This is a genomic window from Arthrobacter sp. DMZ02-1R, from assembly GCF_057747935.1.
Window position 1 is genome coordinate 2,661,796 of the sequence record NZ_CM173230.1, and the last position, 23,305, is coordinate 2,685,100.

The window sequence follows — 23,305 nt, forward strand, 5'->3', positions numbered from 1 at the left end:
TCCGCCCACCCCAAAACATGGCGGTTGCCGCGTTTCAAGCGTCGCTGGCGGTCCAGTCGAGAGCAATCGTAAGAGCGCTCCAAATTGTTCTAACAAAGTATTGACATCGGCCATTGCCATGCGCCATTGTGTGATGGGCGCCACATTGGAACGCCTTGGATTTGGACCGCTCCATAAATCGGTCCGGCTCTGTGAAAGGGAATATCTGATGACGATGAAGTCAATCGCCCGAATGGCGAGGAACCGCCGGGTCATGGCCGCAGCAGCGGTACTCGCCGTACTGGCGACAAGCGCGTGCTCCCAGTCCGGTAACGCGTCCGGCTCGAACAGCGGCGCGGCCGCGGGAGGAAACGGCAAGGCCAAGATCTTCGTCATCGGAGGCAAGTCCGACGACCCGTTCTGGTCAAAGGTCAAGCGCGGCGTCGACGACGCAGGCAAGGTCGTGCAGGCCCAGGGCGGCTCGGTGACATTCCTCGGCCCGCAGAACTACGACAACCTCGGCCCCGACGCGGCCAAGCTGATCGACTCGGCCTTGAGCCAGGGCGCTACGGCGGTCATCGCCCCGGACTGGGTGCCCGACGCCGAAGACGCAGCCCTCAAACGCGTGACGGATAAGAAGATCCCGCTCATCATCTACAACGCCGGGGGCCTCCAGGCCGCCGATAAGGCGAGCGCGATCAACTACGTCGGCAGCGAGGAATACACCGCCGGGTCGGCCGGCGGCAAGTATCTCGGCCAGCACGACGTCAAGCACTCCCTTTGCGTGAACACCCTCCCGGGTTCGACGAACACCGAGGACCGGTGCCGCGGCATTGCAGACGGGATCAAGGCCAACGGCGGAACCTCGACCGAGCTGCCGCTCCCCTCCTCCCAATTCGGCAACCAGACCGCCGTCGCCCAGGCGATCAAGGCCGCGGTGCTCAAGGATCCCAGCATCGACTCGGTCGTCACGATCAGCACCTCTGATGCCGGCAGCGCGGTCAGCGCGGTTCAGCAGGCGAACCTGACCGGGAAGGTCAAGCCGGCGACCTTCGACATGGACACGGCAACGCTGAACAACATCAAGAACGGGTCCGTCCTGTTCGCGATCGACCAGCAACCCTACATGCAGGGCTACCTCTCGGTGTCCATGGCCAACTCCTATGTTTCATATGGCCTCAACCTTCCGCAGCGTCCCGTCCTGACCGGTCCTGCGATTATCGACTCGCAGAACGTCAACCAGGTCCTCGCCGGCGACCAGGCCGGCGTCCGCTAACGACGAGCCGGGCCCTGAACCCACAGGGCCCGGCTCCCGATTCCCGGGCGCGTCAAAGCCGTCGCGTCCCGTATTGAAGGTGGTAATCCAACCATGGCAGTTAACATGACCCACGGCCCGTCCGAGGTCTCCGCCAAACGGAAGGCGCGAACAGCGCCTCCGGTATCCTTGTCCTTCCTCCGTCGGCCCGAGGCCGGTGCGCTCATCGGCACGCTGGCGGTCTTCGTGTTCTTCGCCATCTTCGGCGGCGGACAATTCCTCTCCAGCGGCGGTTCGGCCAGCTGGCTCAATGTTGCCGCTGAACTCGGCATCGTCGCCATCCCGGTCGGCCTCCTCATGATCGCGGGCGAACTTGACCTCTCGGTCGGCTCGGTGATCGCCGCAAGCTCGATGACCACGGCGATCGTCTCGGGCTATTGGGGCCTGCCTACGATCGTCGGCATCGTCGCCGCCCTCGTCGTTGGCGGCGCCATCGGGTTCGTCAACGGGCTCCTCGTCACCAGGACCAACGTGCCGTCCTTCGTCGTCACATTGGCGACGAACTTCGGCCTCGCAGGCATCACGCTGGGCTTTTCCCGCGTCATCACCGGCACCACCAGCGTCTCGCTTAACCCCGATGAATGGGCAAAAGGCCTGTTCGGCACCCTCATCGCGGGCCAGTTCGAGGTCGCCATCTTCTGGTGGATCGCCGTCGTTCTAGGGGTCGGGTGGTTCCTTCACTTCGCCCCCCGCGGGAACTGGATCGTCGCCGTCGGAGGTGACACGATCAGCGCCCGCTCCACGGGTATTCCCGTCGAGAAGGTAAAGATCGGGCTCTACATGAGCTCGGCGCTGGGCGCGTCGCTCGTGGGCGTGATCCAGACGATCCTCTACAACGGCGCCCAGGTCGCCAACGGCCAGGCGTTCGTATTCAACTCGATCATCGCCGTCGTTGTCGGCGGCGTGCTCCTTACCGGCGGCTACGGATCGGTGGTCGGCGTAGTACTCGGAACCCTCACGTTCGCGATCGTCAGCCAGGGCATCTACTACACCGGCTGGAACTCCGACTGGGCAGCTCTCATCCTCGGCATCCTGCTGCTCGTTGCGGTTCTCATGAACAACACCTTCCGGAAGATGGCCCTGTCCTCCGGCACTCCGAAGAAGAAGGCCTGACCAAATGAATGCCCCATTCCTGAAGCTGACCGACGTCTGCAAGTCGTTCGGCTCAACCCAGGTTCTCAACGACATCTCCCTCGAGGTCAAGCGCGGTGAGGTCCTCTGCCTGCTCGGAGACAACGGCGCCGGCAAGTCCACCCTGATCAAGGTGCTCTCGGGCTTCCACGAGCCGACCTCGGGAACCATGGACGTCGAGGGCGAGCGCGTCGTGTTCAAGAGCCCCCGGGACGCCAGCGACCGCGGGATCGCCACGGTCCACCAGTTCGGCGGGACCTTCCCCCTGATGAGCATCGGCCGATGCTTCTTCGTCGGCGCCGAGCCCAAGAAGGGGTGGGGACCGTTCAAGCGCTTCGACCGCAAGTTCGCAGGCGAGGTCGCCGTGCGCGAGATGCGGAGCCTCGGCATCACCCGCATCACCGACGGGGACCGCCTTGTCGGCGGCCTCTCCGGCGGCGAGCGGCAGGCCCTTGCCATCGGCCGCGCCGTGCACTTCGGCGCCAAGCTACTCATCCTCGACGAACCCACCGCTGCGCTCGGCGTCAAGGAGGCGACCCACGTCCTGCGCATCATCATGCAGGCGCGCCAGCAAGGCCTTGCCGTCATTCTCGTGACCCACAACGTCACGCACGCGATGAAGGTCGGAGACCACTTCGCCGTCCTCATCCACGGTGCACTGGCCGCCGACTTCCACAAGGGCGAGCGCACACGCGAGGAGATCACCGACCTCATGGCCGGGGGCGAGGCCATGGCCGAGCTCGAAGCCGAGATCTCCGCCTTTGAGCAGGCCCACGACGGACACGCACCTGAACCAGAGGACCTCGAAAGGATTCTGAACGAGAAATGAGCCCAAACGTCCCGGAGCCGGGCCGGCAAGACCGGCCGATCCGATCAATCGCGCCGTCCCGGCTCCGGGACTCACGGCATCAGGAGGGCTTGGCAGTACCGAGCCCCAAGAGGACATCCTCTGGTCACTCCAAGAGGATCCAAGCCACGGTCGCACCGCAGCGGGGAGCATCCCGAGCAACCGTCCCGGATAACCGCGGCCCCGGTCGGGAAAAGGAAGGAAGCGCGCCCGTTCTCGACCCGAGCCTACTTTTCAGCCCCGCCAAGCTCCACCTCCTGTCCCTCCTTCTGGAGGGACAGGACACGGTCGGCGACTTTGCAGCAGCGCTGGATATCTCGCCGTCCAGCATCTATCAGCACCTGGCCGCACTGCATGGGCGGGGCTTCGTGATCAGCTCCGCCCACGGGCGGAGCAAGACCTACACATTCGCTCCCACCGTCGACCAGATCGCCCTACGGCGTGCGCTGCTCGACGCGACTCGGGACGGCACCGCCACGCGGAGCGGAGCCGACCACCTGAATCATCTACGCGACTGGGCCGCTTCCTCGACCGCTTCCTGAACTTCCCATGGATGTTCATACCCGTCCCGGCAAGCGTATCCGGAGGCCGGGCCTTGCGCCCGCAGCGGACAGCATTGCCGGCGGGCGGGAAAGGAACACCGTGGAAGAAGCGATGTCGGAGCGAGCAGGGCGCCGTGCCGTATACCCGCTGGAGGCTCTCGTGCGCGCCGCAGGGGCCACAGCGGCCGCCGGCCATACAACGATGACAGCAATCGACGAGGCCCTAGCTGTAGGTGAACAGGGCGTGTGGCTCCCAGCCCTGATGGCTGGCGCCGCCATTCTGGCGCAGGCCGAATTCCGGGACCGTCACGAAGGTCTCAGCCTTGCCATCCTCGACCGAGCGGAGCAGATCCTCCACGATACCGTGCACCTCCGCCCTGCGTCGCTCACCCCAGCGGGCCCACGGTTTCAGGATTCGTGCTGCGCAGACGAGGAACCTCGTATTGGAACCGATCGGACCCCGGGACCCGTCACCGGGCCTGGGCCAGGCTGAGATTCACCTGACCCCCGCACGTCAACCGGGACATGCGGTGCCCGACGTCGGATCCGGCACGGCACGAACACCGGCGCCGGACTTCTAGCCAGGAGTCTGCAAGATTATTCTTCTGGCCGGGGTGGTGCGGGTCTTTCGCCGCTGGCAAAAGCTATAAGGCGTTCGAGCATCTCCGAGTTTGTCATTGATTCCCGGCGAGCTTCGTCCTCCCGCGCAAGGCCGTCGGTAAGTCCGTAGCTGCCCGATTCCAAGACCAACTGACGGTCTCCGCGGAGGCTTTCCTGCGGGTAGGTGGCGATAGCAGATCAAGCGTGGTCCGGAGGCATTGACCCTATTCTTCGATCTCTCCCCCGATCGAGCGGAGGTGCTGCCGGAAGGTCACGTCCGGGTTCGCGTCCCGGGCGACGAGGTACTCCGCCAAGCGCGCCTGATTCCTGAATGGGGTGCCCATCAGCATGCGTGCCGCCTGCGCTCGTTCCGTATCCCGGATGGAAGCCGCGGCGTCAGCCACCTCCCGGGCCCGGGCCAGTGGTACAAACACGACACCATCGTCATCGCCCAGGACGAAGTCTTCCGCGGTCACTTCGTGCGGGCCGACCATCGCAGAGATCAGGGCTTCGGGATGACGGGGGTCGAGGCGTTGGGGCCCGACAGGAAGGGACCCCTGGCTGAACACGGGGAGCCGGATGGTCCTGAGTTCGGACGCATCGCGGTGCAATCCCCAGATAGCAATCCCGGACAGGCCGGCGCGGCTTGCTTCGAGTGCTACCAGGTCCCCGATGCAGGCTTCATCCTGCCTGCCGTCGTTGTCCACCACCAGGACATCCCCGGGTTCGGCGCGGTCGATAGCCTCCTGGAAAACGTCGACGCTCCCGGCGTGCCGGGCCGGTAGAACACGACCCACGAGATGGCTTCCCGTCCAGAGCGGGGCGGTTCCCGCCGGTGCGCACCGGACCGCGATCCCGAGACGCATGCAGGCATCGGCCACGTGAGGGGTCGTGAGGTCCAGATAGGTTCGGTGGAGCAGTTCTGAATGCAAGGCTAGGGTCTCCAAAGCTTCTTGGTTGTGGACGATGGCAGCGGGCTAAACAGCTTTCGGCAAGCCTACGATTTCCAATGGAGGACCTGTTCGATCAGCAGGACCACTCCGATGAGCATCATGGCAGCCCCGGAAAACAGGGACACCGTGCGGGCAGCGGTGGGCCGGGCCCGCAGCACCACGCGGGCCCCGGCTCCCACGCCGGTATAGATGACTGCGCAACTGGCAACGTGCACCAGTCCGAGCGCCACGATCTGCCCGGCGACGGGCCACGAATTATCGGGGTTCGTGAACTGCGGCAAGAGCGCGAGGAACAGGAGAAAGACCTTGGGGTTCAGGCCGCTGATCCCGGCGCCCTTCAGTGCCTGCCGGACCCAGCCGCCCTCCACCTGATCCACACCTGCCTGCGGGACCGACGGATGTCTGAACATCCCCAGACCCAGCCACACCAGATACGCGGACCCCGCCACAGTTAAAACGGTCAGCACCAACGGCGAACCGGCAACGACGGCGCCCACCCCCGCCGCGACCACCAAAGTAGCCACCACGTGTCCGGTCAGGAGCCCGGCGACAGCCGGCACGACGCTCCGGTGCCTGAGCCCGGCCGAGATCGCGTATGCCCAGTCCGCACCCGGTGTCACCACGAACAGAAAGGACACCGCCCAAAAGGCGGCCACGGTCCCGAAAGGCATGTGTTCTCCTTAGCACTGAAGGACCCCATGGTGTCTGGGCCCTTAGGAAAGCTTAGGAAATTCTGGCCCAAAGGCGTTTCCAAGTTCTTTGGGATAGCTGGCGTTTTGAGGGAGAATTTTCCCCATGGACAGTCTGGATAGGAAGATTCTTGCTGAGCCGCAGATGGACGGCCGCCTCTCGCTGACCGACTTGGCTGAGCGCGTAGGGTTGAGCCTGTCGCCCTGCCACCGTCGGCTCCGAGCATTGGAGGAGTCCGGCGCCATCAGCGGATACCGGGCACAACTGGACGCCGAGATTCTTGGCCTCACATTCGAGGCGTTGGTTTTCGTCACGATGCGCGACGGAGACCGCGACACAGTGGCCGCCTTCGAAGCAGCCGTTGCCGGCGTACCAAACGTCCTGAGGGCGCAGCGCCTCTTCGGAGACCCCGACTACTTGCTACACGTCGTCGCCCGCGATGTACGGGCATTCCAACGGCTCTACGATGAACAGCTCTCCGCGTTCCCCGGCGTACAGCGCCTAAGTTCGACACTGGTCATGAAAAACATCGTGGAAAACCAGCCACTACCACTCTGAAGGAGCCCTGAGCGGCGCGGTGCCTCTGGACGTGTTTACGGGCGGTGGCGATGATGAAGACATGCGCGAGGACGAGATAATCAACCGCAGTTTGCGTTAGCACCCCGCGTTGTGGAGGCGCATTGGCATGTCACCCAAATCAGGCCACCCGGAGCATACTGCTGCCGTCGGCGCCTTCAGGCCAGACGGGCATTTCCTCGCCGACTACTACGCTCATGTGCCCACGGAGGACCTGCAGAACTACAGCCCTGAGACGCTCCGGGCGCGGGCCGTACACCATCTGAAAGTGGCGACGTCGCGGGCGCCCGGGCAGGCCGCCGTCGGGATCCTGACCGAATTGGATGCCAGCGTTGTCGCGGTGGTGACCGAGGACATCCCGTATCTGGTCCATTCCGTGGCGGCGGAGCTCACCCGCGGCGACGCGTCGATCCGTCTGCTTGTTCATCCGGGCTTCCGGGCGCTCCGGGACCCGGTGTCCCACGAGCTATTGGACGCCCGCCCTTGCCCTGTAAGAGAAGGCCTCCTGGAAGGGACCCCACCGGAGGCCGGGGAAACCGAGGTCTGGATCGCTGCGGAAATCGGCAGGCTGCCGGATGCGGCGGCCGTAAGGGAACTAACGGAACGCCTGCAGAGGGTGTTGGATGATGTTCGGGTTGCTGCCGAGGACGCCGCTGCCATCCACGGCAAGTTGCAAGACGCCGTGGTCTCCGCGACCGGATTCCCGGATACCGTTGCTCCGCCAGGGGACGAGATCCGCGAGCTGCTTCTCTGGCTCGGCGATGGCAACTTCCTGTTCCTGGGGTATGACGAATTTGAGCTCGCGACGGCGGGGGGCCGGGAGCTGCTCTCCGGGCGGCAGGGTTCCGGGCTGGGTCTGCTGAGGGGAGCGCGGGGGGACATGTCCGCAGGATGGCCACCACCGTGGTTGCCGGGGGAACTTGGGTCCCAGGCGCTCACGCTTGCGACTTCGGAAGTGCGGTCCACGGTCCTGCGGCGCTCGTACTTGGACGAGGTGCGCGTGCAGGTGTTCGACGCGGCCGGGAGGGTCACCGGGGAACGGCGCTTCGTGGGGTTGTTCACGCCCGGCGCCGCGCATCAGTCGGTCCGGCGGATTCCGGTGATCCGGGAGAAGGTCCAGGCAGTCAGCGGAAGTCTGGGATTTACGCCCCGATCCCACCAGGCCAGGGAATTGATGGCCATTCTGGAGACCTTTCCGAGGGACGAACTGTTCCACCTCGACGCGGATGACCTCACCCGGCTGGCCGGCGAAATCCTCCGTGCCGAGGTGCTACAGCGGACGCGGGTGTTCCTCCGGCCCGACAGTTCGGGCCGATTCGTGTCCGCGGTGGTCCTCTTCCCGCGCCACCGTTACAGCACTGCCGTCCGGCTGTTGATGGAAGAAGAACTCAGGCAGGCGTTCAAGGCGGACTCTGTCGATTTCGAGGTCCGTCTGACCGGATCGCCCATGGCCCGCGTCTTCTTCCGGATCCATGGTGGTGCCGCTCCGGGCGCCCCGGCGTCCATCGCCGTCGACGTCGATCCGTCCGAACTGGAGCGGCGGCTGGTCTCAGCCACCCGGCCGTGGGCCGAGGGTCTTGAAGAAGTAATCCGTGAGCGCTTCACGTCCGCCGAGGCGGCACGGCTCTCCGAACTGTGGTCGGACGCGTTCCCCCCGGGTTATCGCGCGGTCTACACGGCGGAAACCGCGGTCGGGGACATCATGAATTTCGAGACGTTCGACCTGGACGGGGCGGGCGGCAGACCCTACGGGGACCCGCTGCTCACGGTCTACCTCGGGAACGGCGCGCCGGGCACCCTCGTGGAGGACGCCCGGATCCGCCTGTACCTGACAAGGCCCAGGAGCCTGACGCAGATCCTGCCGTTCCTGCATAACCTCGGGCTCGAGGTGCTGGACCAGCGGCCCTTCGAACTCCGGCGCAGTACCGGCCAGGACGTGTTCCTTTACGACCTGGGCGTGAAGTATCCCGCCGGAGTCGACCCGGAGGCTACCAGGGAGCTGATCGCTGATGCCTTCGCCGCCGCCATGCGCGGCGACATCGAGTCCGACCGCATCGACGCGCTCGTCATCCGGGAGCGGGTGGGCTGGCGGCAGGCGGCCATACTGCGAAGCTACGCGAAGTATCTCCAGCAGCTGGGGACCACCAACTCGTACGGGTTCATCGCGGAGACGCTGATCAGCAACGCCCGGGCCACCCGAGCGCTCCTGGCCCTGTTCCACGCGAAGTTCGATCCCGGGCTGGACGGGCCCGACCGGGCCAGGGACACTGCTGAGGCGAAGAAGGAGTTGCTGGCCGCGATCGACGACATCCCGGTCCTTGACGCAGACCGCCTGCTGCGCACCTTCGTGAACCTCGTGGAAGCCACAACGCGGACCAACTACTTCCAGGGCAAGGCACACCTGAGCTTCAAACTCAATCCTGCCGCGATTACCAATGCCCCGTTTCCGCGGCCCAAGTACGAGATCTGGGTCTACTCCCCGCGGGTGGAAGGCGTCCATCTCCGTTTCGGGGCCCTGGCGCGCGGGGGTTTGCGCTGGTCCGATCGGAGCGAGGATTTCCGGACCGAGGTCCTGGGACTGGTCAAGGCACAGAACGTGAAGAACTCCGTCATCGTGCCCACCGGGGCCAAGGGAGGCTTCTATCCCAAACGACTGCCGGACCCGGCCGCCGACAGGGAGGCGTGGCTCGCCGAAGGCCTGGAATGCTACCGGATCTTCGTCAGGGGGCTCCTGGACCTGACAGACAACCTGGTCACTACGGCTCGCGGTGAGGCGGTGGTCCCGCCGGAGCGCGTGGTGCGGCACGACGGCGATGACTACTACCTGGTGGTGGCCGCCGACAAGGGAACAGCTTCGTTTTCCGACACAGCCAACGCTGTGGCCCAAGAATATGGCTTCTGGCTCGGCGACGCGTTCGCATCCGGCGGGTCCGTGGGCTATGACCACAAGCAGATGGGCATCACGGCCCGCGGCGCATGGGAATCCGTAAAGCACCATTTCGGCGAGCTCGGCCTGGACCCGCAGGGAGAAAACTTCGCGGCGGCCGGCATCGGAGACATGAGCGGGGACGTGTTCGGAAACGCGATGCTGCTCTCACCGCACATCCGCCTCGTGGCCGCCTTCGACCACCGCCACGTCTTCCTCGATCCGAACCCCGACGCGGCAGCGTCCTTCGAAGAACGCAAGCGGCTCTTCGGTCTTCCCCGTTCGTCCTGGGCCGACTACGATCCGGCCCTGATCAGCGAAGGCGGGGGCGTCCATTCCCGCAGGGCCAAGAGCATCGAGATCACGGAACAGGTCCGGGCATGCCTCGGCCTGGAGCCCGGAACCGTATCGCTGGCACCCCACGCACTGATGGAGGCCATTCTCCGCGCCCCCGTGGACCTGCTCTACAACGGCGGCATCGGAACCTACGTCAAAGCCTCCACGGAAAGCCACACCGACGTCGGCGACAAAGCCAACGACGCCATCAGGGTCAACGGCAACGAACTGAGGGCCCGCACCATGGTCGAAGGCGGGAACCTGGGCGTCACCCAGCGCGGACGCATAGAGGCGGCCCTGAACGGGGTTCTCCTGAACACCGACGCGATAGACAACTCGGCCGGCGTGGACTGCTCGGACCACGAGGTCAACATCAAGATCTTCATCGACCGGATGATCGCGGCAGGGAAGATGCGGGCGGCGGAACGGACAGGCTTCCTGCAGTCCCTGAGCGATGACGTCACCAGGCTGGTCCTGGCAAACAACAGGGACCAGAACGTCCTCCTGTTCAACGACCGGCACCAGGCACTCGAGTGGAGCCCCGGCTTTGAGCGCATGATGGACTGGCTGGAAAACGCCGCGGACCTGGACCGCGGCCTGGAGGGGTTGCCGAGCACGGAACAACTCCACGACAGGCTCCAGTCAGGAACCGGGCTGACCGCCCCGGAACTATCGGTGCTCGCCGCCTACGCAAAGATCGAACTGGCCACGGAACTCACCGCCAGCGACCTCGCCGACGACCCCTGGTTCAAACGGATCCTCCGCGGCTACTTTCCGTGCCAGCTGTCCGGGCGCTTCGACGCGGAACTGGACGAACACCCCCTGCGCCGGCAGATCATCTGCACCGTGCTGGCCAACGACATGATCAACCTCGGCGGAATCACGTACGCCTTCCGCGCCATCGAGGAAACCACCGCCACCGCCGCGGCCGTCGCCAGGGCCTTCGTGGTTGTCCGCGAGGCCTACGGGCTGCAATGGATAACGGGCAGGATGGCCGCCCTTCCCCCCGGGTTTCCCAGCGAATACGCGGCGGAAATGGCACTGTATATCCGCAGGGCCCTGGACCGGGCAACCCGGTGGTACGTGACCCACGACCATCGGGACCAACCCGTCGAGGATGCCCTTGCGAGGATCGCACCGACCTTTGGGCTGCTGCGGACCCGGACCCTGGACTTTCTGCGCGGCTCCGATCGTGACCACACAGAGGACCGGCTGGCACGTTGGGCCGACGTCGGGATGCCGGATGAGCTGAGACGGCGCGCCTCCGATCTCCTGGAAAGCTTCGGGCTCCTGGACATCTCCTTGATTTCGGAACTGGTTGACGAACCACCCACCACGATCGCAGATTTGTACTATGCGGTTTTCCATCGGATCGGTGCGTTGAGTCTGCTGCTGCGCATCACCGACCTGCCCCGGCAGAACCGCTGGGAAGCCTTGGCGCGGGCCTCATTGCGCGATGATGTGTACTCCGCCGTCGCAGACATGACCATTTCAGTCATGCAGACCACCCAGGTCCTTAATGCGAGCGGTGCCAGTACCGTGGAACGCATTGTGGAGTGGGAACGCGGACACCAAGAGCAACTCGGACGGATCAAGGACACCTTCGCGGAGGTCACCAAGCCCGGGCAAGTGGACATCGCCTCGATCTCCGTGGCCCTGAAACTCCTGCGAACCATGGTGCGGCGGTGAGGGACCGACCAGCGGCTCAGGACGGGGAAATCCGTTTGAACGCACTGTTTCAGTTCGGGAGTACGCTGAGTCAGCGTGAGAGGAGCAGCGCTTCGCCTTGGCCGCCGCCGCCACAAAGGGCCACGGCCGCCTGGCCCGAGCCGCGGCGCATGAGCTCGTAAACGGCCGAGACCACAACCCGCGCGCCGGAGGCGCCGATGGGATGGCCGAGGGCGATCGCTCCGCCGTTGACGTTAACTCTGTCCATGCCGATCCCAAGCTGTGCCGCCGAATGGAGGGCAACCGAGGCGAACGCCTCATTGATCTCCACGAAATCCAGATCCCTCACACTCCAGCCGGACGTCTCAAGTGCCTTCGCGATGGCACGCGCCGGTTTGTCCGGCAGTGATGTGTCTGGGCCGGCTGTCTGTCCCGGGGCGCCGAGCACCGCCATGATCTCGAGTCCGTAGGCGTCTGCATAGCCGCGGGTTGTCAGGACGGCGGCGGCCGCGCCATCGTTGAGCGGCGAGGCATTGCCCGCGGTAACTGTGCCAGTTGCGGAGAACGCCGGCCTGAGCCTGCCGAGCGACTCCTCGTTGCTGTCCGGACGCACACCCTCGTCGGTGCATGCCAGATCGGCCTCCCCGCGGCGCCGCGGCACCCTGACTGAGACTATCTCCGCGTTGAAGATCCCCGCGGCCTCGGCGGCCGCTGCCCGCCGGTGGGAATCGGCTGCGGCCTTGTCCTGCTCAGCGCGGGAAATGCCCAAGGCGTCATTGGCATGGTCGGTGGCTAAACCCATGGCCTCGTGATCGAAGGCATCGGTGAGTCCGTCGTGGGCGGCCGAGTCGATCAGCGCAGCGTCGCCATAGAAGTGTCCGGCGCGGGAACCCCGCAGCAGATGCGGAGCGTTGCTCATGGATTCCTGTCCGCCGGCGACCACCACCGCGGCTTCTCCGAGCCGCAGCAGCCGGCCCGCGTCGATGATGGCACTCAGTCCGGACAGACACACTTTGTTAACGGTGGCGGCGTGGGCGCTGAGCGGAATGCCTCCGGCTACAGCAGCCTGCCGGGCAGGATTCTGTCCAGCCCCGGCCTGGAGCACGTGTCCCAGGATGACGGCGTCGACGGCATCCGGACGGATCTTGGCCCGGTCCAGAGCCGCGGCGATCGCAGCGCCGCCGAGCTCGACGGCGGACAACGGAGCCAGCTGCCCCATCAGTCTGCCCTGCGGCGTGCGGGCGGCTCCAACGATGACGACATCTGTGCTGCGGTTCATTTCTACTCCTTGGACGGGCGAGGGACGGACTACCGGCACGTGCGTTGGTCTAGGGGCGGCCGGGCCCGGGGGTGTCGGACTGCTGTGAAGAGGGAACGGGCACCCGCAACTTCGGATGGAAGGCGGTGCCTGCTTCCCGGTCCAGCAATGGGGTCAGACCGCCGGTGTGGAAGGGGTAGTTGGCGCCGAGGATCATGCACAGGTCGATCTGCTCCGGCCCGGCCACCACCGACTCGTCTAGCATGGCCGTGACTTCCTGGGCCAGCGCGGCCAGGATTCTGGAGCGGATTGCGCCGGCATCTGCTGGGTTCGACGCCGGCAGCAGGGCAGCGGCGGCGGGTGAGAGGCCGCCGTCGTTATCCAGATAGCCGGGAAGTCCCGCGGCGACCAGCTTCGTGAGGCTGGTGCTCACGCCGAACCGCTGCGGATATGCCCGGTGCATAGTCTCGCAGATATGCAGCTGAACGGCCGGGCCGATGAATTGCAGCAGTTGCAGCGGTGTCATGGGCAGGCCCAGCGGGTCCAGGGCGTGGTCCACGGTCTCGGGATCGGCGCCGTCGTCGAGCAGGGTGAGGACCTCGCTGAAGAGCCGGGTCAGCACGCGGTTGACCACGAAGCCGGCCGTGTCCGTGACGAGCACAGCCGTTTTGGACAATCGTTTGGCCAGCTCGAACGCCGTCGCAAGCGTGGTTTCGTCCGTGTGCGGCGCGGTGATGATTTCGACGAGCGGCAAAACGGCCACCGGGTTGAAGAAGTGGAAGCCGATCAGCCGCCCCGGGTGGGTGAGAGACAGGCCCATTTCCGCGATGGACAGCGAGGAGGTGTTGCTCAGCAGCAGGGCCTCCGGGCGCAACAGCGGTTCAAGCTCGGCGAACACGGCGCGCTTAACCTCCAGCTCCTCGAAGACTGCCTCGATGACCACGTCGCAGTCCGCGAAGGCTGCTTTGTCCGTGCCTCCGGTGACCAGGATGCGGACGGCCTCGGCCTCGCCCGCCTGCAAGTGCCCGCGCCCCACGAGTTGGTCGAGTTGCCCGCCGGTCCACTCCAGTGCCCTGTCGATGCGCTCCTGGGACAGGTCCGTGATCCGTACGGGGACGCGCAGCTGCCGCGCGAAGAGGAGGGCGAGCTGGCTCGCCATCAGCCCGGCACCGACAACGCCGACCGAGCGCAGCGGCAGCGGCGCCGCGGCCGGTGCGCCCGCGGGCTTCTTCGCCAGGGACTGCGTGAGGTGGAAGGCGTAAATGCTGGCACGGGCCTCGCCGGAGCGCAGCAGTTCGCCGAAGGCCCGGATCTCCGCCGTCCGTCCGGCGGTACCGGCGGGGGTAGCGGCTGGGGTGGCGTCCGCTGCGGCGATCAGCTCCAGGGCCCGGTAGGGGGCGGGCGCGGCGCCGTGCAGGCGGGCGTCGAGCCGCGTCCGGACAGACTCCAGTGCCACGGAACCGACGACGGCGCCAGAGCGCTCCTGCTCCGCGCTGCGGCCAGCGCGGGCGGGCGCCGCCGAACCGGACAGGATCCCGACGGCGAAATCCAACGATGCCACCAGGAACCCGTCCTGCGGCAGGACGGCATCGACCAAGCCAAGCCCGGCGGCCCCCCGGGCCGAGAGGCTTTTACCTGCGAGTGAATCCGTGACCACCAGACGGGACGCCGCCGCGGACCCGATCAGGGCCACGCTGAGCGGGATGCCGCCCCAGCCAGGGACCAGGCCGAGGCGGACCTCGGGAAAACCCAGGGCGCGGACCGAGTCCGCGGCGGTGAGGTAGTCCGCATGCAGAGCCAGTTCCAGCCCGCCGCCCAACGCGGCCCCGTTGACGAACGCGAACGTGGGCACCGGTAGCGCCGCCAGCCGTCCGAGTGCCTGCAGGCCCAGGCGCGCCACGTCCTCGGCCTGCTCCGGAGTCGCAGCCTCCGTCATCGTCTTCAGGTCCGCCCCCGCGCAGAAAACCGGGCCCTTGCCGGTCACGGCCACGGCATCCACCCGGGACAGGTCCACGGCGCACACGGCGGCCTCGAACCCGGCCAGGGATGCCGGACCCAGGCTCACGGGGCGGCGGTCGGAATTCTCCAAGGTCAGGACGGCAAAGCGGAAACCGGCATGGTCCAGATAGGTGGTGAAGGTCTCGGTAACGATTTCGGCGGATGCGGCCCCGCGGCCCGGAACGGATTCCCGGAAAGCCTGCTTCTCGGTCACGATGCTCCCCCGCACTCTACGAGAAGCTCGGGATGCCGGTGATCGCGCGGCCCATGATCAGGGTATGGATCTCGTCGGTGCCCTCATAGGTTCGCACGCTCTCAAGATTGTTGGCGTGCCGAAGCGGCGAGTGCTCGAGGGTGATCCCATTTCCGCCGAGGATCGTGCGGGCGGAACGGCAGATCTCGATCGCTTGGCGGACGTTGTTGAGCTTGCCGAAGGAAATCTGCTCGGGACGCAGACGGCCGGCGTCTTTGAGCCGCCCTGTCTGGAGGGCCACGAGCGTTCCTTTCTGGATCTCCAGGACCATGTCCACCAGCTTCTGCTGAGTGAGCTGGAAAGAGGCGAGCGGTTTGCCGAACTGGGTGCGCTGGTTCGCGTATGTCAAGACAGCCTGGTAGGCGTCACGGGCGGCACCCATGGCACCCCACATAATGCCGTATCTCGCTTCGTTGAGGCAGGAGAACGGACCGCGGAGGCCGGCCACGCCGGGTAGTGCGGCACTGCCCGGTAGATGGACGTCCTCCATGGTGATATCGCACTGGATGGACGCGCGCATAGAGAGCTTCTCGGAGATCGGGGTGGCCGAGAAGCCCGGCGTGTCAGTCGGGACGACGAAGCCGCGGATGCCGTCGTCGGTGCCAGCCCAGATGATCGCAACATCGGCGATGGAGGCAAGACCGATCCAGCGTTTGGCTCCGTTGAGCACCCAACCCGACCCATCACGCTCGGCTCGGGTGAGCATGTTGGCGGGGTCGCTGCCCGCGGTGGGCTCGGTGAGACCGAAGCACCCGATCAGCTCCCCTGCGGCCATGCCAGGCAACCACCGCTGCTTGTGCTCCTCCGAACCGAACTTGGAGATTGCGCTCATGGCAAGCGAGCCCTGCACGGACACGAAGGTGCGGATGCCGGAGTCGCCGGCTTCAAGCTCCATGGCGGCGATCCCGTACTCGACGGCGCTGCGGCCGCCGCAACCGTACCCCTTCAGGTGCATGCCCAGCAGGCCAAGACTCCCTAATTCCTTAACCAGCTCCTGGGGGAAGACTGCTTCCTCATACCAGGACTTGATGTTGGGGCGGATCCGGTCGTCGACGAACTGGCGGACCTGGCTGCGCAGATCGATCTCCTGCTGGGTGAGCAGGGAGTCGATGTCGAGGTAGTCGGTGGCGAAGTCGGTCACTGGTGCGCTCCCATTGGCTCGTGGTTGATGCTGCTGTGGCGGTGTTGCGGAAGTTCGTTGGTGGTCTGGCTGTGAAGCCAGGCGCGCACTTCTTCGGCGTGCTGCCCGAGCCGTGGTGGCCGGCGAACGTAGGTGACTGGCGTGTCGGACAGTGTGATCGGGTTGGCGGCCAAGTCAACGCTGTCCTGGCCGGCCCCCACGGCAACGCGGGCGTTGAGCCCCAGCTCGCTGGCCATCGCGAAGGCACCGGCGATGTCGTTGACGGGGCCGCAGGGGACCCCGCGAGCCGACAGGACCCGGTACCAGTGCTCGGCGGGCTGCTTGATGGTTCGCACCGTGATGGCCTGATCGAGTTCGTCGATGTGGGCGACGCGGGCCGGGTTGGTCGCGAAACGTGGATCGTTCGCCGCCTCGGGGATTCCGAGTTCCTTACACATCAGGGCGAACTGCCGGTCGTTTCCGACCGCGATGACGACCGGCCGGTCGGAAGCCGGGAACAGCTGATAGGGCGCGATCGAAGGGTGCCTGTTCCCGAGGATGCCCGGAACCGCACCACCGGCGGTGTAGCCGACGCTCTGGTTGACCATGCTGGACAGCAAGGTACTGAGCAAGTTGACCTCAACGAGTTGGCCCCGACCGGTTGTCTCCCGTGCACGCAGCGCGGCCAGAACGCCAATAGCGGCGTGCAGGCCCGTCAGCACGTCGACCAGGGCGACGCCGGCCTTGACCGGCTCACCCGGGCCCGTGCCGGTCACGCTCATCAGTCCTCCCACGGCCTGCACCAGCAGGTCGTAGCCGGGCAAGGCCGCGGCAGCCTCCCCCGAGCCGAACCCTGTGATCGAGCAATACACCAACTGCGGGTTGATCGCGGCGACCTCCTCGTAGGACAACCCGTGCCGTGCCATCGTGCCCGGACGGAAGTTCTCGATCAGCACGTCAGCCCGCCGAATCAGCTCGATCAAGTCGTCGTGGTCTGCCGGGTCGGACATGTCGGCCGTGAATGATCGCTTGTTGCGGTTCACCGACAAAAAGTACGTCGCCTCGTGATCATCGGTGAACGGTGGCCCCCATTGACGAGTGTCGTCACCAAGACCTGGGCGCTCTATCTTGATCACGTCGGCGCCAAGGTCACCGAACAGCATTGTCGCGTAGGGTGCGGCGAGTACCCGGCTGAAGTCGGCAACGACGATCCCGGTCAATGCGCCGAGAGCGCGATCATGCGAACTGGCTTCACGCACTTGGTTCTCCTTCCGTCGCGATCACGGGGGTGATCAACGGGTGGCCGCCAGGGTCGCGTTGTTGAACAGTGAGGTCTGCACGATCAGCATGATCGCGGCCGCCACCAACGGCAGCACGGTGACCTGCAGCAAGCCGGCTCCCTGCCAGCCGAGCATCGGCACCAGCGCCGCGAACAGCAGCCCGGAGAAGGCGGCCGATCCGTAGTAGCAAGTGACGAACAGACCGGCGGCTCTCCCGACCTGGTGCGGGCGGACCGCCCGCTGGATCGCGCTATTGGTGTTGGGGAAGAAGACACCGGTACCGAACACACCCATCAGGCAGGCGAAGACGCACTGCCAAGCGAACGATGCCTGCACCTGGTAGATCAGCACGCCGATCACCGCCATCACGACCAGGGAAACGATCAAAAGGATCCGCTGGTTGATCCGGTCGCCGATCCAGCCCCCGAACAGGCCGGCCAGTCCCCCCAGGCCCACGAAGCTGAGCGCCAGCGCAGACTGACCGGTGGACACGTGAAGTTGAGTAGTCAGGAAGGTCGGGTACAGACCCAGGAACCCGTACAAAGCGAGGGCGCCGCAGCCCGAGGCTGCGGCGATCGCCAAGGAGTTGCGGTTGTAGGCTTTGGCCGGCATGTAGTCGTAGGAGCCTTCGACGCCGGTCATGCTGATTGCCCGCTCGGTGAACTTCCGGCTGACGGCGAACGCGGCGACCATTGCGACCAGCAGGCCGAGCAGCCCGAAGATGATGAACGGGGACCGCCAGGATCCGAACTGGCCGGCAAACGTGACACCGAGCGGTGGGCCGAATATCGCCCCTAGTCCGAATGCGAAGCCCAGGACCCCCAGGGCGAGGCCGCGACGGTGGTGGAAAAACGCGCCGACGGCGGCGAAAAGGGCCGCGGCCTGCATCCCCTCACCCAGCCCCGAGATAATCCGATACAGGGCCATGTCGCCCCACGAGGAGGCCAGCGGGGTCGCCAGGGTGCCTAGGGAGTAGATCACGACGCTGACCACCAGGACGGTCTTGCGCGAGAACCGCTCGACCAGGAATCCGGCGGGGATGCCTGCGACCGCCATCCCGAGGGTGAAGATCGTGGCCAGCAGTCCACCGGCCTGAAGGCTGAACCCGTACTCATTGCTGATTGTGGTCAGCAGGGGCGGGAAGACCTGCCGGTCCATCGCATTGAGCATGAACGTGAACGCCAGGACGCCGAGCGAGACGGCGGCGACGGCCTTAGTGGCTTTGCCTTCAGGGTTGTTCTTCACCCGGGATGGCGCCGGGCTGGCGGGGATCGCGTCCACGGAGATCGCATCCATAGGCTCGGGGTAGGTAGGTACGGCGTGTTCAACGGCGGAACCGGCTGCACCGGGGGCCCGGTTGGCGCCGGAAGGGATCGGGTGGGACATCATCGTCTCCTAGTCGAGAGGGGTTGTGTTCGCATGGCCGAGGATCGCGCGCCGATGTGATCGGAGCCGACGCGGCATCGGCACGCCGGTGCGGCTGTCGGAAGCGCGTCCTCGAAGGGTGGAACGGGTGTGTACTGGGTACCTGTGCTAACGATAGCATGACGCATGCCAGCGTCAAGAGGGATCTTTCCGGAGGTCCTGGCGCGCGCGGCAACAGGACAAAGGGAATGCCCGGGCTTACCGTCATACCACGAGGCGGGGGCAGGATTTCCGGCAAGCCGGTTGAGCCGACCCCGGCAATCCGGACGCGCCCCCTCTTGACCGCACCCCGGTTCGTGCTATCGTTAGCACAGGAATGGCAAGCAGTTCCAACCTTCGAGCAGGTACTTCGGATGGACGCATCGGCGCGCCAACGCCGCGTCGGCTCCGATTGCATCAGCGCCCGACCCTAGGCCATTCCGCCGTATACGATGATCTGCTAACAGACTTGCGTCAGGAGGAACGATGGTCACGACCAAGGATATCGCTGCACATCTGCAGCTGTCGGTCTCCACCGTCGGACGGGCGCTGGCCGATGACACCCGCATCAGTGAGCAGACCAAGGCCCGCGTCCGTCAGGCGGCCTCCGAACTGGGCTACGTGGGCAACCACGCGGCCCGAATGATGCGGGGCGCCCCGAGCAATGTCGTGGGGCTGGTCATCCCCGACATCCGCAACAGCTTCTACTTCACCATCGCCCACGAGCTGTCCGCGATAATGGCCGCCGAGGACTACCAGCTGATGCTGGCCGAGACGTTCGACGATCGCCTCATCGAGCGCCGCCACCTGCGCGAACTGTCCGCCAGCCGCGCGGCAGGTGTGGTAATCGCACCGACCCCGAGCCCACACAGTGACTCGGTCAACCTGCTGCGGGGCATGCCGCACGTCCAATTGCTGCGCAGGCACTCGTCACTGGGCGCGCAGTGGTTCGGTCTCGATGATCACCGGGCGCTGCACGATGCCACGACGCATCTGCTCGATCTCGGCCACACCCGGATCGCCTACATCGGCGCACCGGCTGACCTGCCCACAGGCCGGGAGCGACTCGAGGGCTACCGCCAGGCCCTCCGTGACCGGGGCGTTTCGCCGCGCTCCAACCTGGTCGAACTTGGCGCCCCGGCCTCACCCGAGCACGCTCGCGAGGCGGTGCATCAGTTGCTGAACCGGCCGAGCCCGCCGACCGCCGTCGTCCTCGGGTCCGTCCTACACACAGTCGGCGCCCTGGACGGCTTGCTGGAAATGGGCGTCGACGTCCCCACCGAGCTGTCGGTCGTCGGCTTCGGCGATCAGAGCGGGTTCTCCTGGTGGGGACCCGGACTCACCACTATCAGTCTCCCCATCGGCGATGTGGCCACCTCCTGCGGACTCTGGTTCATCCGCCGACTCAACAACCCGCCCACCGGCAACGATCCTTACGAGTCGGTGTCGGTAGGCTGGCTCGTGCCTCGCGGCAGCACCGCACCGCCCCCGGCGGCGACGCGCGAGCGCTCCGCCTGAAACCGCACCACCCACCAAAAGATGCGCGCTCTCGAGTGCTTCAAAAACAAAATTTGCTAACGATAGCACCACACCGTACCCATTGGAGGACATCTTGCTACCACCGGTCGATCTACGCCCCCCGTTCAACATCAGCCGAACCAGCCACCTGCGACTAAACGTCGCCGACCTGGCGGAGAGTCGCGACTTCTACACCAAGGTCCTCGGCCTGGTGGTGAGCGAGGAGGACGACTCGACGGTGTACCTACGCGGCCTGGCCGAGGCCTGTCACCACAGCCTCGTGCTGGAGAAGAACCTCGACGGCGGCACGGCCCGCCGCATCGGATTCCGGGTCTTCTTCGAGGAGGACCTGGACGAGGCCTACCGATACTTCCGCGATCGCGACCTCCCGGCCGAGTGGGTGGACATGCCGCACCAGGGCCGCACGCTGCACGTCTCGGACCCGGTCGGGACGCCGCTGGAGCTGTGCTCCACGATGGAGACCCGGCCCCGGCTGCACATCAATTTCGAGCAGTACCAGGGGGCCCGCGCCCAGCGACTGGACCACTTCCAGCTCCTCACACCCGACGTCTATGAGTTGTGCGCGTTCTACAGTGCCCTGGGGTTCCGCAATTCGGAATACCTGGAGCACGGCGATGAGCTGATCGGTGCCTTCATGTACCGCAAGGGCACCTGCCTGGACCTGGCCATGGTGACCGGCGACGGCCCCAGTCTGCACCATTTCGCCTACACCGTCTCCGAGAGCCATGACATCTTCACCGCCTGCGACTTCGCCGGCATCATGGGCTACGGAGACGGGGTCGAACGAGGCCCGGGCCGGCACGGGCCGGGGGGCATGCTCTTCGCCTACCTTCGCGATCCAGACGGCCATCGTGTCGAGGTCTTCAACAGCCACTACCAGACCATCGACATCGAGACAGAGCCGGTGCGCTGGGACGCCGAGGCTGTCAGCACCAACGCTCGCTGGGGACTGCCTGCCCTGGAGAAGTGGTACTTCGAGGCTTCGGCCTTCGTCGGGGTCCCGCTGAAGTCGCCGGCCGTTCCTCCTGCCCCGATGACGTTGGAGAAATTCCTCGCCAACCCCCAGACCCGCTGACGCCCAGACCCGCTGACGCCCCAACCTGACTGGAGTATACAATCATGTCCCGAGTTCCCTCCCTGTCCCGCGACGCCGCCGTTTCGGTCCACCAGCAGCCGCTGTGGGACCGCCTCGAGGCCGAGCGCAAGGTGCCGACCGCCAACATCTTCCGTGCACTGGCGAACGCCCCGGTCCTGCTCGACGCATTCTTGTCCTACGCCAACGCCTTGCGTGACGGCTCACAGCTGAGCCCGAAGCTGAGGGAGCTGGCGATCTTGTCGGTCGGCCACGCCACCGGCTCGGAGTATGAGATCGCCCACCACCAGTCCCACGGCCGCAAGGCCGGACTCACCGACGAGCAGCTGGCCGCGGTGGCGGAAGGCGAGAGCTCTGAGCTGTTCGACGACTCCGAACGTGCCGTAATTGCCCTTGCACGCGAATCGACCACCAAGGTGCACGTGTCCGACGCGACCTGGGCTGCCGCGGCCGCGCACCTCGACGACCAGCAGATGGTGGAGCTCACCCTGACCATCGCCTGGTACAACTCCGGCGTACGGATCATGGGCCTGCTCCACATCGACCTCGAGGACAGCTACCGCAAGTAGCTCCCCCGCCCCATTCCCCCACAACAACCCTTTTCTTTCCCTAGAAGGAGCCCGTCAATGGCGACGATGCGCGCAGCCCGACTGCACAAGATCGGCGAACCCATGTCGATCGACACCATCGAGGTACCCAAACCCCGACCCACGGATGTACTGGTCAGGGTCAAGGCCGTCGGCATCGTGCCGAACATGGCCAACGTGATCAACAACTGGCCGACCTGGTTCCCCCACCAGCCCATCCCCGCCTTCCCGGCGATCTTCGGGCTCGATCCCACCGGGGTGGTGGAGGAGGTCGGAGAGTCGGTCATAAACGTCAAGCCCGGTGACCGGGTGTACGTGAACCCGCTGCGCTCCTGCGGGAGCTGTTACGCCTGTTCCGGGGGCACTCCCAGCCGCTGCCGCTACTACACCCTCAACGGGTACTTCAGCACCTCGCGTGACGGACAGCGGATCTTCGACCTCTACCCCTATGGTGGGTTCAGTGAGTTCATGACTGCTCCGCAGCAGGCTCTGGTCAAGATCCCCGACAACCTGCCGTTCGAACTGGCTGCCCGGTTCGGATATATCGGCACCGCCTACGGGGCGCTCCGCCAGGCCGGCGCTGGACCGGGCACCGTGGGCCTCATCGACGGGATCACCGGCACGCTGGGGGTGGCAGCGACCGTGCTGTGCCTGAGCATGGGGGTGTCCAAGATCCTTGGCACCGGACGCAACGAGGAGCTGCTCGAGCGGGTGAAGGCCCTCTCACCGCGCAGGATCGAGGTCTTGAAGCTCGGCGAACAGTCGTCCGCGGAGTGGGCCAAAGCCCAGACGCGTGGCGACGGAGCCCACTTTGTGATCAGCGCCCTCGGGGCCCGAGCCGACGCGGCTACCATGGTCGACTCCATGCGAGGGGTCCGGCGCGGCGGTCGGGTGGTCAATGTCGGCGGGGTGGCCGACGAGGTCGCGGTCGACATGAAATGGCTGATGGACGAGCAGGTCCAGATCATGGGCTCGAACTGGTTCACCGCGGCCCAAGGGCAGGAGATGGCCGACATGGTTGAGACCGGCACCCTTGACCTCAACTACCTGGAGACCGAGGCGTTCCCGTTGTCGGAGGTCAACACTGCAATCTCCGGGCGGCTGAAGGATCCGCGCGGCGGCTTCAGCAACTACGTCGTCATTCCCTGACGACCCGCTAGGCCGGGTCGTCCTACCGGCCTGGCCGGGGCGCACGCGCGCCCCGGCCAGC

18 protein-coding genes are annotated in these 23,305 nt (G+C 65.9%); 10 read left to right on the forward strand and 8 right to left on the reverse strand.

Features of this window, described 5'->3' with window-relative positions:
• Positions 1-208: 208 nt before the first annotated feature.
• The 4 genes from AC3ANQ_RS12890 to AC3ANQ_RS12905 all read left to right on the forward strand — a co-directional run bounded on the left by AC3ANQ_RS12890 (position 209) and on the right by AC3ANQ_RS12905 (position 3,814).
• Positions 209-1,255, forward strand: a complete 1,047-nt coding sequence (locus AC3ANQ_RS12890; RefSeq protein ID WP_488301412.1) for a sugar ABC transporter substrate-binding protein — start codon at positions 209-211, stop codon at positions 1,253-1,255.
• A gap of 93 nt (positions 1,256-1,348) precedes the next feature.
• The gene (locus AC3ANQ_RS12895; RefSeq protein ID WP_488301413.1) at positions 1,349-2,407 is read left to right on the forward strand and encodes an ABC transporter permease; all 1,059 of its coding nucleotides are present in this window, start codon (positions 1,349-1,351) and stop codon (positions 2,405-2,407) included.
• A gap of 4 nt (positions 2,408-2,411) precedes the next feature.
• Entirely contained in the window at positions 2,412-3,254 is an 843-nt protein-coding gene (locus AC3ANQ_RS12900) for an ATP-binding cassette domain-containing protein (RefSeq protein ID WP_488301414.1), read from the forward strand.
• Entirely contained in the window at positions 3,251-3,814 is a 564-nt protein-coding gene (locus AC3ANQ_RS12905) for an ArsR/SmtB family transcription factor (protein ID WP_488301415.1), read from the forward strand. Before AC3ANQ_RS12900 ends, AC3ANQ_RS12905 begins: the two co-directional genes overlap by 4 nt.
• A gap of 223 nt (positions 3,815-4,037) precedes the next feature.
• Here the strand turns inward: AC3ANQ_RS12905 and AC3ANQ_RS12910 are convergent, their stop codons facing one another.
• From AC3ANQ_RS12910 to AC3ANQ_RS12920, 3 genes are all read right to left on the reverse strand, one after another.
• Positions 4,038-4,172 (reverse strand): hypothetical protein, encoded by a 135-nt coding sequence (locus AC3ANQ_RS12910; RefSeq protein WP_488301416.1) that lies wholly within the window; start codon positions 4,170-4,172, stop codon positions 4,038-4,040.
• A 466-nt stretch (positions 4,173-4,638) separates the two neighbouring features.
• Positions 4,639-5,346 (reverse strand): RraA family protein, encoded by a 708-nt coding sequence (locus AC3ANQ_RS12915; protein WP_488301417.1) that lies wholly within the window; start codon positions 5,344-5,346, stop codon positions 4,639-4,641.
• A gap of 65 nt (positions 5,347-5,411) precedes the next feature.
• A complete protein-coding gene (locus AC3ANQ_RS12920; RefSeq protein ID WP_488301418.1) occupies positions 5,412-6,038 on the reverse strand; it encodes a LysE family translocator in 627 nt (208 codons plus the stop codon).
• Positions 6,039-6,162: 124 nt separating this feature from the next.
• On the opposite strand from AC3ANQ_RS12920, the gene AC3ANQ_RS12925 reads away from it, so the two are divergent.
• The gene (locus AC3ANQ_RS12925; protein ID WP_488301419.1) at positions 6,163-6,615 is read left to right on the forward strand and encodes an Lrp/AsnC family transcriptional regulator; all 453 of its coding nucleotides are present in this window, start codon (positions 6,163-6,165) and stop codon (positions 6,613-6,615) included.
• A gap of 127 nt (positions 6,616-6,742) precedes the next feature.
• Positions 6,743-11,584 (forward strand): NAD-glutamate dehydrogenase, encoded by a 4,842-nt coding sequence (locus tag AC3ANQ_RS12930; RefSeq protein ID WP_488301420.1) that lies wholly within the window; start codon positions 6,743-6,745, stop codon positions 11,582-11,584.
• 70 nt (positions 11,585-11,654) lie between these two features.
• On the opposite strand, the gene AC3ANQ_RS12935 is transcribed toward AC3ANQ_RS12930, so the two are convergent.
• Genes AC3ANQ_RS12935 through AC3ANQ_RS12955 form a run of 5 tightly spaced genes read right to left on the reverse strand, consistent with a single transcriptional unit; the run spans position 11,655 to position 18,861 of the window.
• The gene (locus AC3ANQ_RS12935; RefSeq protein WP_488301421.1) at positions 11,655-12,842 is read right to left on the reverse strand and encodes an acetyl-CoA C-acyltransferase; all 1,188 of its coding nucleotides are present in this window, start codon (positions 12,840-12,842) and stop codon (positions 11,655-11,657) included.
• Between the two features lie 49 nt (positions 12,843-12,891).
• Positions 12,892-15,033 (reverse strand): 3-hydroxyacyl-CoA dehydrogenase NAD-binding domain-containing protein, encoded by a 2,142-nt coding sequence (locus tag AC3ANQ_RS12940; protein WP_488301422.1) that lies wholly within the window; start codon positions 15,031-15,033, stop codon positions 12,892-12,894.
• A 16-nt stretch (positions 15,034-15,049) separates the two neighbouring features.
• A complete protein-coding gene (locus AC3ANQ_RS12945; protein ID WP_488301423.1) occupies positions 15,050-16,213 on the reverse strand; it encodes an acyl-CoA dehydrogenase family protein in 1,164 nt (387 codons plus the stop codon).
• Positions 16,210-17,451, reverse strand: a complete 1,242-nt coding sequence (locus AC3ANQ_RS12950) for a CaiB/BaiF CoA transferase family protein (protein WP_488301424.1) — start codon at positions 17,449-17,451, stop codon at positions 16,210-16,212. The genes AC3ANQ_RS12945 and AC3ANQ_RS12950 overlap by 4 nt, the downstream gene beginning before the upstream one ends.
• 33 nt (positions 17,452-17,484) lie before the next feature.
• Positions 17,485-18,861 (reverse strand): MFS transporter, encoded by a 1,377-nt coding sequence (locus tag AC3ANQ_RS12955; protein WP_488301425.1) that lies wholly within the window; start codon positions 18,859-18,861, stop codon positions 17,485-17,487.
• Between the two features lie 501 nt (positions 18,862-19,362).
• On the opposite strand from AC3ANQ_RS12955, the gene AC3ANQ_RS12960 reads away from it, so the two are divergent.
• The 4 genes from AC3ANQ_RS12960 to AC3ANQ_RS12975 all read left to right on the forward strand — a co-directional run bounded on the left by AC3ANQ_RS12960 (position 19,363) and on the right by AC3ANQ_RS12975 (position 23,244).
• Positions 19,363-20,394 carry a LacI family DNA-binding transcriptional regulator gene (locus AC3ANQ_RS12960; RefSeq protein WP_488301426.1) on the forward strand — a complete coding sequence of 344 codons (1,032 nt, stop codon included), beginning with the start codon at positions 19,363-19,365 and terminating at the stop codon, positions 20,392-20,394.
• 94 nt (positions 20,395-20,488) lie between these two features.
• Positions 20,489-21,490 carry a VOC family protein gene (locus AC3ANQ_RS12965; RefSeq protein WP_488301427.1) on the forward strand — a complete coding sequence of 334 codons (1,002 nt, stop codon included), beginning with the start codon at positions 20,489-20,491 and terminating at the stop codon, positions 21,488-21,490.
• A gap of 44 nt (positions 21,491-21,534) precedes the next feature.
• Positions 21,535-22,077, forward strand: a complete 543-nt coding sequence (locus AC3ANQ_RS12970; protein ID WP_488301428.1) for a carboxymuconolactone decarboxylase family protein — start codon at positions 21,535-21,537, stop codon at positions 22,075-22,077.
• A gap of 57 nt (positions 22,078-22,134) precedes the next feature.
• Positions 22,135-23,244 carry an alcohol dehydrogenase catalytic domain-containing protein gene (locus AC3ANQ_RS12975; RefSeq protein ID WP_488301429.1) on the forward strand — a complete coding sequence of 370 codons (1,110 nt, stop codon included), beginning with the start codon at positions 22,135-22,137 and terminating at the stop codon, positions 23,242-23,244.
• Positions 23,245-23,305: the final 61 nt, after the last annotated feature.

Excerpts from the sequence above, each read along its gene's own strand:
- AC3ANQ_RS12935 (WP_488301421.1), bottom strand. The coding sequence starts at position 12,842 with ATGAACCGCAGCACAGATGTCGTCATCGTTGGAGCCGCCCGCACGCCG.
- AC3ANQ_RS12925 (WP_488301419.1), top strand. The coding sequence starts at position 6,163 with ATGGACAGTCTGGATAGGAAGATTCTTGCTGAGCCGCAGATGGACGGC.
- AC3ANQ_RS12895 (WP_488301413.1), top strand. The coding sequence starts at position 1,349 with ATGGCAGTTAACATGACCCACGGCCCGTCCGAGGTCTCCGCCAAACGG.
- AC3ANQ_RS12930 (WP_488301420.1), top strand. The coding sequence starts at position 6,743 with ATGTCACCCAAATCAGGCCACCCGGAGCATACTGCTGCCGTCGGCGCC.
- AC3ANQ_RS12900 (WP_488301414.1), top strand. The coding sequence starts at position 2,412 with ATGAATGCCCCATTCCTGAAGCTGACCGACGTCTGCAAGTCGTTCGGC.
- AC3ANQ_RS12975 (WP_488301429.1), top strand. The coding sequence starts at position 22,135 with ATGGCGACGATGCGCGCAGCCCGACTGCACAAGATCGGCGAACCCATG.
- AC3ANQ_RS12955 (WP_488301425.1), bottom strand. The coding sequence starts at position 18,861 with ATGATGTCCCACCCGATCCCTTCCGGCGCCAACCGGGCCCCCGGTGCA.
- AC3ANQ_RS12970 (WP_488301428.1), top strand. The coding sequence starts at position 21,535 with ATGTCCCGAGTTCCCTCCCTGTCCCGCGACGCCGCCGTTTCGGTCCAC.
- AC3ANQ_RS12905 (WP_488301415.1), top strand. The coding sequence starts at position 3,251 with ATGAGCCCAAACGTCCCGGAGCCGGGCCGGCAAGACCGGCCGATCCGA.
- AC3ANQ_RS12960 (WP_488301426.1), top strand. The coding sequence starts at position 19,363 with ATGGTCACGACCAAGGATATCGCTGCACATCTGCAGCTGTCGGTCTCC.
- AC3ANQ_RS12920 (WP_488301418.1), bottom strand. The coding sequence starts at position 6,038 with ATGCCTTTCGGGACCGTGGCCGCCTTTTGGGCGGTGTCCTTTCTGTTC.
- AC3ANQ_RS12890 (WP_488301412.1), top strand. The coding sequence starts at position 209 with ATGACGATGAAGTCAATCGCCCGAATGGCGAGGAACCGCCGGGTCATG.